Origin of the sequence: Billgrantia sulfidoxydans, assembly GCF_017868775.1 — a bacterium.
Classification (GTDB): Bacteria; Pseudomonadota; Gammaproteobacteria; order Pseudomonadales; family Halomonadaceae; genus Halomonas; species Halomonas sulfidoxydans.
This window is the reverse complement of record NZ_CP053381.1, coordinates 619556-631669: the sequence shown is the minus strand read 5'-3', so window position 1 is coordinate 631669 and position 12114 is coordinate 619556. Positions and strand designations below refer to the sequence as shown.

The following is a 12114-nucleotide window of genomic DNA, read 5'->3' as shown; positions in this document are numbered from 1 at the left end:
AGGCGCGACCGTCAGCGGAAGAATGAGAAGAGCCATTCTTGCCGCATGAGGGCTCTCAGCCTCTGATCTGGATCAATTCTCCGTTACATTCTCGCGTCGGTACGCTTGGACCTTGGTCGTGCGGCGCCCGCTAGCCCTCCTCCTCGTCGTCGGCCAGGTCGCGGCCGAAGGCGCGCCACTGGGCCAGCGTCATCACCTCGGTGGTTTCGGTCTGCAGGTCGTGGGCGATGATCAGCTCGCCGCGCTCGAGCTGGCGCTTGAGCTGGCCGACCCAGCCGCGCATGCCCTCGCCGGTGTCGCTGGTGTCGTAGCCCTGGCGGGTGACGAAGGTTTCCAGCAGGGCGTCCAGGGTCTCGCCCGGCAGCATGCGGTAGGGCACCTCGATGAAGCGACCGTCGCTCATGGTTCGGCCTCCTCGTCGCCGGTTGTGCCTTCACCGCGCTCCCAGGCGGCCAGCCGCTCGAGGAAGACGGCCTCGTCGAGCACTTCCACGCCCAGCTCCCGGGCCTTGGCCAGCTTGCTGCCCGCGGCTTCGCCGGCCACCACCGCGGCGGTCTTCTTCGATACGCTGCCGGCCACCTTGGCGCCCAGCGCCTGCAGGCGTTCCTTGCCCTCGTCGCGGGTCATGCTCTCGAGCGTGCCGGTGAGCACCCAGGTCTGGCCGGCCAGCGGCTGGGGGCGCTCGCCGACGCTCTGCTCGGCCCAGCTCACGCCCAGCTCGCGCAGCGCCTCGATGGTCTCGCGGTTGTGCTCCTGGCGGAAGAAGGTGTGCACGTGGGCCGCCACCACCGGACCGACGTCCTCCACCGCCTCGAGGTCGGCCAGCTCGGCGGCCATCAGCGCATCCAGGGTGCCGAAGTGGCGCGCCAGGTTGGCCGCCGTCGCCTCGCCCACCTCGCGGATGCCCAGCGCGAAGATGAAACGCGGCAGGGTCGTGGACTTGGCCTTCTCCAGCGCGGCGACCAGTTTCTCGGAGGATTTCCGCGCCATGCGCGGCAGCGTGGCCAGGCGCTCGGCGTCGAGCCGGAACAGGTCGGCGGGCGTCTTGACCCAGTCGAGCTCGACGAGCTGGTCGATGAGCTTCTCGCCCAGCCCGTCGATGTCCATGGCCCGCCGTGAGGCGAAGTACCTGAGCGCCTCCTTGCGCTGCGCGGCGCAGTAGAGCCCGCCGGAGCAGCGCGCCACTACCTCGCCCGCGAGGCGCTCGATCTCCGAGCCGCAGACCGGGCAGCGGCGGGGGAAGACGATCTCGCGGGCATCGTCCGGGCGCTGCTCCTCGAGCACCCGCACCACCTGGGGAATGACGTCACCGGCCCGCCGGATCGCCACGGTGTCGCCGATCATCACGCCGAGCCGCGCGATCTCGTCGGCGTTGTGCAGGCTGGCATTGGAAACGGTGACGCCGGCCACCGAGACCGGCTCGAGCCGCGCCACCGGGGTGATCGCCCCGGTACGGCCGACCTGGAACTCGACGTCGTTGAGGCGCGTGGTCTCCTCCTGGGCGGGAAACTTGAAGGCGATGGCCCAGCGCGGCGCCCGGGCGACGAAGCCCAGCTCGCGCTGCAGGCGCAGGTCGTCGACCTTGATTACCACGCCGTCGATGTCGTAGCCGAGGCCGTCGCGCCGCTCACCCAGCCGGCGGCAGTAGTCGATGACCCCCTGGCTGCCGGTCACCACCCGAAGCTGGGCGCTGCTGCGAAAGCCGAAGGCCTTGAGGTGAGTCATCAGCTCGCTGTGGCTGGCATCGCCCGGATCCGGCTCGATGCGTGCCACCTGGTAGGCGCTGAACTCGAGCGGCCGCGTGGCGGTGATCCCGGGGTCGAGCTGGCGCAGGCTGCCCGCCGCGGCGTTGCGCGGATTGGCGAAGACCTTGCCGCCCTCCTCTCGCGCCCGCTCGTTGAGACGCTCGAAGCCGTCGTGGCTCATGATCACCTCGCCGCGCACCTCGAGCAGTTCGGGGGCGTCGCCGCGCAGCTTGAGCGGGATCGAGCGCAGCGTGCGCAGGTTGGAGGTAATGCCCTCGCCGGTGCGGCCGTCGCCGCGGGTCGCACCGCTGATCAGCACGCCCTGCTCGTAGACCAGCGACACGGCGGCGCCGTCGAGCTTGGGCTCGCAGCAGAAGCGGATCGCCTCGCCGTCGGTCTCCAGGCGCTCGCCCACCCGCTTGACGAAGGCTTCGATCTCCTCCTCGCTCAGGGCATTGTCCAGCGACAGCATCGGCACCGCGTGCTCGACCTCGGGAAAGCCGGCGTCGGGCGGCGCCCCCACCCGCTGGGTCGGCGAGTCGGGGGTCACCAGCTCGGGATGCGCCTGCTCCAGCTGCTGCAGGCGGCGCAGCTTGCGGTCGTACTCGGCGTCGGTGAGCTGGGGCTCGTCGAGCACGTAGTAGCGGTAGTTGGCGTCGTCGAGCTCGGCGCGCAGCTTGGCGACTTCGTCGAGGGTGTTCTGATCGGGCTGGCTCATGCGTCTGTCATGTCTCGAAGAGGATTCTCCGCCGCCCTCAACACGACAACCCCGTGATCGCTCACGGGGTTGTCGACGGGTGCGGCATGGCACGCGGTCAGGCGTCAGTTCACCTGGTAGCGGTTGAGGCGGTTGCGGCGCTCGAACTCCTGCACGCGCTGGCGGGCGAACTCCACCGTCTGCGCGGTCATCACGCTGCGGTTCTCATCCTTCAGCTCGCCCCCCAGGTTGCGCACGATGACCATGGCGGTCTCGACCATCGCCTCGAAGGCGGCGGCGGTGTCCAGCGCACCGGGCAGCGGCATCAGCAGGGTGATGCCCGGGGTGCGGAACTCGTCCATCGCTTCGATCGGGAAGGTGCCCGGCTTGAGCACGTTGACCATGGAGAACTGCAGCTCGCTGTCGGGGTCCTCGGTCTCGAAGCGGTGGAAGATGCCCATGTCGCTGCTGTAGCGCAGGCCGCAGGCCAGCATCAGGTTGAGCAGCGCCTCGCCGGAGAAGCCCTCCTCGTCGCGCGACAGCACGCTGATGACGATGATCTCGTCGGCCTGGCTCAGGGTGTCGCGCGCGCGCTCGGCGTTGACGTTGTGGCGCAGCGCCCGGGCCAGCGTCGGGTGGGCGCGGACCACGTCGTCGTCGTTGACGGGCTCGGCCTGCACGGTGGCCGGCTCGGCGTGATCGGCCACGGGCTCGGCATGCGCCGGCTCCGCCGCCCGCGAACGCGGCGGGGCGAACAGTGGGTCGTCGTCGTCGGCTCGCTCGATGGCCTCGGCTTCCAGGCGACGGCGCTCGGCCTCCCTGGCGGCCTGGGCCTCGGCGGCCTCGCGGCGCTGCTCGGCTTCGCGCGCTGCCTTCTCGGCGCGGGCCTGCTCGCGGCGTGCCTTCTCTTCGCGCTTCTGCTCACGGCGCTTGGCCATGCGCTGCTGGATGGAGAGGCCGAAACGCTGCACCGACTCGCCCACGCGGCGCGAGCCGTCCTTGAGCGAATCGCCCATGCCTTCGAGGTCGACCAGCCGGTAGCGCTCGTCCTCGTCGTGGTGGGGATCGTGGTCGGCGGGGTCGGCGGCCAGCGGCTCGCTGACGGCGCTCGGCGCTTCGTCGTCCAGCGCGGAGAGGGTCGGTTCGTGGCGCCCTTCCCGTTCGTCGCGTGCCGGCGGTTCGGCAGCGGCTTCGACGCGGGAGGCATGCTCGGGCTCGACGGGACGAGGGGGCGCTTCGGCTTCGCCCCGGCGATCCGCGCGCTCGTGCGCCTCGGCCATGGCAGGCTGGGTCGAGGGCGGCGCTTCCGGCTCGGCAGGCTTGGCCGCGGACGACGCTTCCGGCATGGCTGACGCCGCCGGGCGCGTTGCCGCGGCGGCGCCGGAATCGGGGCTCGACATGGGCCGGGGATCGGCACTGGCGCTCTTCAGGCCGGACAGCACCCGCGAGGGCCCGGGGTGATCCTGGCGTTCGAGCTTGGGCTTCGCCGGCACCTGGGTATAGCTGGCGGGCCTGACGACCCGGGCGCCGCCGTTGGGCAACTCCCAGTTGTCATCGCCTTCGGCCGCTGCCTGGCCATTGCCTTGGTTGTTGTTATCCCCTACCTGGTCCAGGCGGGGCACTCGGCGCTGACGCTTCAGGCGACGCACACCATCGATCACGATGAGCGTTACCAGGGCCAGCCCCAGAATGATCAGCCATTCTCTAAGTTCCATGGGTCGTCTTGCCTATCACTAGGGCGCCATGCCGGATGGATGTTCGTCAACAGCATAGCGCGATTGCCGGAAAAAGGGCCACTTTTTTTGTTTGTCAAGCCCCGGCATTATCGCTCGAGAGTCAAATCGACCCTGCGCCTTTCCCTGTCAATTCGCTTTTGTAATCTGCGTCATGACCGTGATATGTCTTCTGATATCGCGTTTGCCGCTCGCTTTCAACCCCTTTTCAGGCTTCGGCGAGGGCCGCCGCCTCTTCTACACCGACCGCCACCAGGCGCGAGACGCCGGGCTCCTGCATGGTCACGCCCATTAGCCTTTCGGCAGCCTCCATGGCGATCTTGTTATGGGTGATATAGATGAACTGCACCGACTCGGACATGTCCTTCACCAGTTTGGCATAGCGCCCGACATTGGCATCATCGAGCGGTGCATCGACTTCGTCGAGCATGCAGAAAGGTGCCGGATTGAGTTGGAAGATGGCGAAGACCAGCGACAGGGCGGTCAATGCCTTTTCCCCACCCGAGAGAAGGTGAATGGTGCTGTTCTTCTTTCCGGGAGGACGCGCCATGATGGCAACCCCGGTGTCGAGCAAATCCTCGCCGGTCAGCGTCAACCATGCGGTTCCACCTCCGAAGACTCGTGGAAAAAGTGACTGCAGGCCCTGATTGACTCGCTCGAAGGTGTCGCGGAATCGGGTGCGGGTCTCCTGGTCGATGCGTCGTATCGCCTTCTCCAGCGTCTCCAGCGCCTCATTGAGCTCCGACTGCTGCGCCTCGAGATAGTTGCGTCGCTCGGCCTGCTGGTCGTACTCCTCGATGGCCGCCAGGTTGATCGCCCCCAGGCGGCGGATGCGCTCGCCGACCTCCTCCAGGCGGGTCTGCCAGGCCGATTCGGTGGCACTGGGGTCGAGGTGCTCCTCCAGCGCCGCGGCCTGGTGGCCCAGTTCGGCGAGCTGCTCGTCCTGGGTCTCGGCCTTGAGCGCCAGCGCCTGCACCTGCATGCGCGCTTCCTGCAGGCGCTCGCGGATCCCCTCCAGGTTGCGCTCGTGGTTCTGCCGCGCCAGCTCATCCTCGCGCAGCCGCTCGACCAGTTCGGCGGCGCGCGCCTTGGCCTCGTTGAGTGAGCGCTCGTCGCCCTCGCGACGATGCAGCAGCTCGTCGAGCTTCTCGCGCTGCTCCTCGTCGGGTTCGCGCAGCTGCTCGAGGGCCTCGGTCAACTCCTCGCAGCGCGCCAGCAGCCGCTCGCGCGTGTCGCCGCTGCGCCCCTGCTGCTCGGCCAGGCCGGCGCGCTCGGTGGCGAGCCGCTGACGTTCCAGCGCCAGTTGCTGCACCCGCTCGTTGAGCGGCCGCTGCCGGGCACGCAGGGATGCCAGGCGCTCGCGGGCGTCGCTGCGCGCCCGCTCCAGGCGCTCGCGCTGCTCGGCGCCCTCCTCCAGCCGCGCCATGGCCTGCTGCCACTGTTCGCGCGCCTCCTCGATCGCCAGTCGCGCCTCTTCGCGGGCCTCGTCGAGCCCCGCCAGTTCCTCGGCCAGTTCGCCGGCGCGCCCCTGCAGGTGCTCCAGCCGGCTGGCCAGGCCGCTGTCCTGCACCGCCAGCTGCTGCTGCTCGCCGGCCAGGCGTCGCTCCTCGTGGCGGATCGCCTCGAGGTCGTGCTCGGCCCGCTCGGCGCGCTCGTGCTCGGCGGCAATGGCCTGGTCGCGTGCCGCCAGCCGGGTCTCGATGGCGTCGAGCTCGGCCGCCGCCTCCTCGAAGCGGCGCCGGCTGACCAGCAGCGCATCGGGACCGGCTCCCTGGCCGCGATGACGCACCCAGTCGCGCCCCAGCCACAGGCCCTGCGGCGTGATCAGGCTCTCGCCGGCGGCCAAACCGTCGCGCGCCTGCCAGGCTTGGCCGTCGTCCTCCATGCAGCGGATCGGCGCCAGCCAGGCCGCGGCGGCGCCGGCCCCGCGCACGCGGGCGGCCAGGCTGTGCGGGGCGAACTCGGCATCGCCACGGGGCGACAGCACGCCCAGCTCGGCGGGCGGGGCGGCGCTTGCCGGGCGAACGCGGTCGGGCTCCGCCAGGCGCGCCTTGAGCCAGGGCGCCAGCACCCAGGAGACGCTGGCCTCCCAGCCGGGCTCGACCTCGAGCGATTCGCCCAGCCGCGGCAGCTCGGCCAGCGCATGGTTCGCCAGATGCTCGGTGAGGGCCTCGTCGGGGTCGGTCAGGGCGGCCTGGATCAGCGCCTCGAGGGAGGCCAGTTCGCCCTGCAGGCTGCTGCGCCGGGCGCGTTCGGCCTCGCGCTCACGCTCCAGCGTGGCGGCGGCTTCACGGGCCTGCTCGCGGGCGGCCTGCAGCCGCTCACGACGCGCTTCGGTCTCCTCCTGGGCCAAGCCGAACTCGGCGAGCCGCTCTTTCAATTCGTCGCGCCGGGCGGTCAGCTCGGCCAGGTCGGGCAGCTCCTGCTGCTGCTGGCGGCGGCGCTGGGCATCGGCCTCGAGCCGGGCCAGGCGGTTCTCGAGCTCGCGCAGGCGGTCCTGGCTGCGCTCCGCGTCGCGGCTGGCCTCGCGCCAGCCCTCGCTGAAGGCCTCGAAGGCCCGCTCGGCCTCCTCCGCGCCGGGCTCGGCCTCCTCCAGCATCGCGTCCAGCTCGGCGAGCTGCTCGGCGAGCTCCTCCTGCTCCGGTACCAGGGTCTCGAGCCGCTCGTCGAGCCGCACCAGGCGCTCGCGGTCGTGCTCGCCCAGGCGATCCAGCTCGACCAGCTCCTGACGAGCGCTCTCGAGGTCGCGGGCCAGCTGTCCCTCGCGGCTGCGCGCATGCTCCAGGCTCTGCTCGAGGCGGGCGATGGCGCCGGAGGTCTCGAAGAAGCGCGCCTGGCGTGCCTCGAGGGTCTCGGCCAGGGCGTCGTGGCCGGCGCGCGCCTCCTCGAGGCGGGTCTCGCACTGGCGCAGGCTGAGGACCTCGCGCTCGACCGCGGTCTCCAGGTCGCGCACCCGGTGCTCCTCCTCGCGCTGGCGGGCGCGCAGGGCGCGGCCGCGCAGCAGCGCCAGCTCGCCCTTGAGGCGGTGCTCCTCCTCCTTGAGGGTCTGGTAGCGGCGGGCGGCCTCGGCCTGGCGCCGCAGGCGCTCGAGCTGCTTGTCGAGCTCGTCGCGGATGTCCTCCAGGCGCTCGAGGTTCTCGCGGGTGCGGCGCATGCGGTTCTCGGTCTCGCGGCGGCGCTCCTTGTACTTGGAGATGCCGGCGGCCTCCTCGAGGGTGGCGCGCAGCTCCTCCGGGCGCGCCTCGATCAGCCGCGAGATCATGCCCTGGCCGATGATGGCGTAGGAGCGCGGGCCGAGGCCGGTGCCGAGGAAGAGGTCGGCGATGTCGCGGCGGCGGCACTTCTGGCCATTGAAGAAGTAGCTTGACTGGCCGTCGCGGGAGACCAGGCGCTTGACTGCGATCTCGGCGTACTGGGCGTAGATTCCCCCCATGGTGCCGTCGCTGTTGTCGAAGCGCAGCTCGATGGCGGCCTGCCCCACCGGCTTGCGCGCGGTGGAGCCGTTGAAGATGACGTCGGTCATCGACTCGCCGCGCAGGGTCTTGGCCGAGGATTCGCCCATGACCCAGCGCACGGCGTCGATGATGTTCGACTTGCCGCAGCCGTTGGGGCCGACGATGGCCGTCATGTTGCCGTCGAAGGGCACCGTGACCGGGTCGACAAAGGATTTGAAACCGCTCAGGCGGATCGAGGTGAGTCGCATCCGGCTATTCTATGACACGGTCGATCACGACCTCCACGGGCTCGCCTTCAACGTCACCCACCGGCACGCCCTCCAGGTCGCCGTACATGTCGCCGGACTCGGGCGTGGCCCCACCGCTACGGGTCACGCGGACGATCAGGCGCACCTCGCTGGCCTGGGACAGGCTCGCCGCCTCGGACATGGCGTGGCGGTCGTCCAGGGTGAGCGTGGTCGGCAGCTCGCCGAGGGTCAGCCGGGCGACCGCCAGCGGCGGCAGCTCGCCCTCCATGTCGCGGGCCACGACGTAGACGCGGGTGTCGTCGTCGAGCAGGCCCTCGAGCTCCTCGGCGAGGCGGACGCTCACCTGCACCCCCGGCCCCTGGGCGACGCCGGCTTCCGCCCCCTCGGGAGCGACGCCGAGGCGCTGCTGGGCGACCTGGATGCCTTCGCGCAGGGCCCGCGACGAGCTCGAGTCGGACATCCCGGCGATGGCCCGCCGCCAGTGGTCGATGGCCCGCTCGTAGTCGCCTCGGTCGAAGGCGTGCACGCCGAGCATGCCGAAGATGGTCGGCTCCCGCGAGTCGCGCTCAAGGGTCTCGTCGACCAGCGCCTGCACTTCGTCGGTGAGGGTGCGGTCGTTGATGAAGAACAGCAGCTGCGCCTTCTGCGCCAGCAACGAGGGTACCCGCCCCTCGAGTTCGATCAGCCGGTCCAGCGCCTCGATGGCGGCTTCGCCCTGTCCCGAATCGCGGTAGAGCGGGAACAGCGAGGACCACACGTCGGCATTGTCCGGCTGACGCTGGGCCTCCTGCTGCAGGCGCTCCAGCAGGGCCGGCAGCGAATCGCTCTGCTCGAAGGCGGCGAACAGGCGCAGGTCGCCCTCGGCGCCCTCATGCTGGTACCAGAGCATGGCGGAGAGCACCAGGGCCAGCGCCACGACGGGCACCGCGAAACGTCCCGCCGTGGGCGAATGCAGCGGCCGGCGCTTGAGGTTCGCGGTATCTTCCAGCAGGCTGCGGTCGAGTTCGAGGCGGTCTTCGTCGAACTGCGCGCGGTCGATGTCGCCGCGTTCCAGCGCCGCCTCCAGCGACGCCAGGCGGCGCCGGTAGATCGCCACGTTCTGCTCCGCCGCGCGGTCGTTGGCCTCGAAGCTGGCCTGGGCGTCGTGGACCAGGCGCGAACGCCGCAGCGGTGCCACCAGCAGCCACAGCGCCGGCAGCAGCAGCAGGGCAAAGGCTAGCCACAGTTCGATCATTGGCCTTCCCCTCGGTTGATCAGTGTCTCCAGGCGTCGGCGCTCCTCGTCGCTCAGGGCGCGCAGCGAGGCGTTGCGCCGCGCACGCACCAGCAGCATCACCAGCACGGCGCCGGCCACGACCAGCACCGCGGGCAGCCCCCACAGCAGGTAGGTGCGCCCCTCGAGGCGGGGGTTGTAGAGGATGTAGTCGCCGAAGCGCTGCACCATGTGGTCGCGGATCTCCATGTCCGAACGTCCCTCCTGCAGCAGCAGGTAGACGCGGTCACGCATGTCGCCCGAGACCGGCGCGTCGGAGTCGTTGATCGCCTGGTTCTGACAGGTGGGGCAGCGCATGGAGGCCGTCAGGCTGTGATAGCGCTTCTCCAGCACCGGGTCGTCGAATTCACGCACCTCGATGGCGGCGCCCTGCACCAGGCCGGCCGCCAGCATCAGCGCCATGGCGACCAGCATCCAGCGGATTACTGCCATTTTTCCACCTCCGGCAGGATGTGTTCACGCAGGTCGGATGGCGAGATATACCCGGTATGGTGGTAACGGATGATGCCGTCGCGGTCGACCAGGAAGGACTCGGGGGCACCGTAGACGCCCAGCTCGAAGGCGAGCTCGCCCTCGGGGTCGAAGAGGTTGACCTCGAACGGGTCGCCGAACTCGTCGAGGAAGCCCCGCGCCTTGTCGCGGGTGTCCTTCCAGTTGATGCCGACCAGGCGCACGCCGCGGTCGGCCAGGTCGAGCAGCTGCGGCATCTCGCGCTTGCACTCGGGGCACCATTCGCCCCACACGTTGACCAGGGTGACCTGGCCGGGTATCAGCGACTCGTCGACGCGCCGCTCGGGGTCCTCCAGCGTGGTCAGCTCGAAGGCCGGGAAGGCTCGCGCCTCCTCGACCAGCCGCGATTCGCGGTGGAACGGATTGAGCCCCAGCCCCAGGTAGAGGAACAGCAGCAGCAGCAGGAAGCCGAGCAGCGGCAGCATCAGCAGCAGGCGTCGTTTCATGCCGTGGCCTCCCTTGTCGCGCCTTCGCGGGCGCTATCCTCGGGGTCGCGCGAGGTCGCCAGGCGCCGGTAGCGCCGGTCGATCACGGCCAGCACGCCGCCGGTCGCCATCAGCAGCGCGCCGAGCCACAGCCAGCGGACGAAGGGCTTGTACTGCACGCGCATCGCCCAGCTGTTGTCGCCGAGGTCCTCGCCCATGGCGACGTAGAGATCGCGCAGCAGCCCCGGGCGCAACGCGACCTGGCTCATGGGCATGCCGCGGGCGATGTAGAGCCGCTTCTCGGGGTTCATCATGAAACTGCGCCGACTGTCGCCGCGGCGCACCTCGATCGCGGCGCCGTCGGCGATGTAGTTGGGCCCGCGGCGGCTGGTCAACTCCTGCATGGTGAAGGTGTAGCCGGCCACCTCGACGCTGTCGCCGGGCGACATGCGCACGTTGCGCTCGATCTCGAAGTTGGAGACCACCGCCACGCCGATGATGGTGACCGCCATGCCCAGGTGGCCGAGCTGCATGCCCCAGTAGGCCAGCGACAGCTTCTTGAGACCGGCGCCGAACGACTCGGCGCGACGGGTCTTGTCGTAGAGGTCGCGCAGCGTCGGCAGCACGATCCACATCGCCGCCACCAGGCCGAGGGCGACCCAGGCGTTCCACTCGCCGCCGATGACGAACGGCATCGCCGCGGCGATGACCAGCGCCGCGATGCCGGCGAGCCACAGCCGCTTGACCAGCAGGCTTGGGTCGGTGTGCTTCCAGCGCGCCGACGGCCCCAGGCCCATGAACACGCACATGATCACCGTGAGCGGCACGAACAGGGCGTTGAAGTAGGGCGGGCCCACGCTGATCTTGCCCAGGTCGAGGGCGTCGAGCAGCAGCGGATAGACGGTGCCCATCAGCACGGTGACGGTCATGATCACCAGCAGGATGTTGTTGATCAGCAGCAGGGCGTCGCGCGACAGCCAGTTGAAGCCGGTACGCTGGCTGACCCGCGGCGCGCGCAGGGCGAAGATCAGCAGCGACAGCCCGACGGTGACGCCCAGCAGGATCAGGATGAAGAAGCCGCGCGAGGGGTCGTTGGCGAAGGCGTGCACCGAGGTCAGCACGCCGGAGCGCACCAGGAAGGTACCCAGCAGCGACAGCGAGAAGGTGAAGATCGCCAGCAGCACGGTCCAGCTCTTGAACGCGCCGCGCTTCTCGGTGACCGCCAGCGAGTGCATCAGCGCGGTGCCGGTCAGCCACGGCAGCAGCGAGGCGTTCTCGACCGGGTCCCAGAACCACCAGCCGCCCCAGCCCAGCTCGTAGTAGGCCCACCAGCTACCCAGCGCGATGCCCACGGTGAGGAAGGCCCAGGCCAGGTTGGTCCAGGGCCGCGCCCAGCGGGTCCAGGCTGCATCGAGGCGACCGCCGAGCAGCGCGGCGATGGCGAAGGCGAAGACCACCGAGAAGCCCACGTAGCCCATGTAGAGCATCGGCGGGTGAAGGATCAGGCCGATATCCTGCAACAGCGGGTTGAGGTCGGCGCCGTCGCCCGGCACGTTCGGCAACAGCCGCTCGAAGGGGTTGGAGGTGACCAGCACGAAGGCCAGGAAACCGACCGCGACCAGGCCCAGCACGCCGACCACGCGCGCCACCATGTCGCGCGGCAGCTCGCGGGAGAAGCGCGCCGCCAGGTAGCTCCAGCCGGCCAGCATCAGGCTCCACAGCAGCACCGAGCCCTCGTGGTTGCCCCACACGGCGCTGAGCTTGTAGTACCACGGCAGCATCGAGTTGGAGTTGTTGGCCACGTTGGCCACGCTGAAGTCGTCGAGCAGATAGCTCGCCGTCAGGCACAGGTAGGCGATGACCACGAACAGGAACTGACCGGCGACCATGGGCCGGGCATAGGCCATCCACAGCGGCCGGCGCAACGCGGCGCCGGCCAGCGGCATCACCCCCTGCACCGCCGCCATCAGCATGGCGATGACCAGGGCGAAATGGCCGATTTCAGGGATCATTCGAATGAACATGACGT

General features: G+C 69.9%; 8 protein-coding genes. All 8 read right to left on the bottom strand.

Going from position 1 to position 12114, the window contains the following annotated elements; genetic code table 11:
- Positions 1-130: 130 nt before the first annotated feature.
- Positions 131-403 carry a YheU family protein gene (locus HNO51_RS02975; protein WP_197449564.1) on the bottom strand — a complete coding sequence of 91 codons (273 nt, stop codon included), beginning with the start codon at positions 401-403 and terminating at the stop codon, positions 131-133.
- A complete protein-coding gene (gene ligA / locus HNO51_RS02970) occupies positions 400-2463 on the bottom strand; it encodes an NAD-dependent DNA ligase LigA (protein WP_209538420.1) in 2064 nt (687 codons plus the stop codon). The genes HNO51_RS02975 and ligA overlap by 4 nt, the downstream gene beginning before the upstream one ends.
- A gap of 104 nt (positions 2464-2567) precedes the next feature.
- Complete coding sequence (zipA, locus tag HNO51_RS02965; protein ID WP_209538419.1) at positions 2568-4157, bottom strand: cell division protein ZipA; 1590 nt, start codon at positions 4155-4157, stop codon at positions 2568-2570.
- A 226-nt stretch (positions 4158-4383) separates the two neighbouring features.
- The gene (gene smc, locus HNO51_RS02960) at positions 4384-7878 is read right to left on the bottom strand and encodes a chromosome segregation protein SMC (protein WP_209538418.1); all 3495 of its coding nucleotides are present in this window, start codon (positions 7876-7878) and stop codon (positions 4384-4386) included.
- 4 nt (positions 7879-7882) lie between these two features.
- Positions 7883-9112: a c-type cytochrome biogenesis protein CcmI gene (ccmI, locus tag HNO51_RS02955; RefSeq protein WP_209538417.1), complete on the bottom strand. Its 1230-nt coding sequence runs from the start codon at positions 9110-9112 to the stop codon at positions 7883-7885.
- Complete coding sequence (locus HNO51_RS02950; protein WP_197449559.1) at positions 9109-9582, bottom strand: cytochrome c-type biogenesis protein; 474 nt, start codon at positions 9580-9582, stop codon at positions 9109-9111. Before HNO51_RS02950 ends, ccmI begins: the two co-directional genes overlap by 4 nt.
- Positions 9573-10106, bottom strand: a complete 534-nt coding sequence (locus HNO51_RS02945; protein ID WP_197449558.1) for a DsbE family thiol:disulfide interchange protein — start codon at positions 10104-10106, stop codon at positions 9573-9575. Before HNO51_RS02945 ends, HNO51_RS02950 begins: the two co-directional genes overlap by 10 nt.
- Positions 10103-12109 (bottom strand): heme lyase CcmF/NrfE family subunit, encoded by a 2007-nt coding sequence (locus HNO51_RS02940; protein ID WP_276571217.1) that lies wholly within the window; start codon positions 12107-12109, stop codon positions 10103-10105. The genes HNO51_RS02945 and HNO51_RS02940 overlap by 4 nt, the downstream gene beginning before the upstream one ends.
- Positions 12110-12114: the final 5 nt, after the last annotated feature.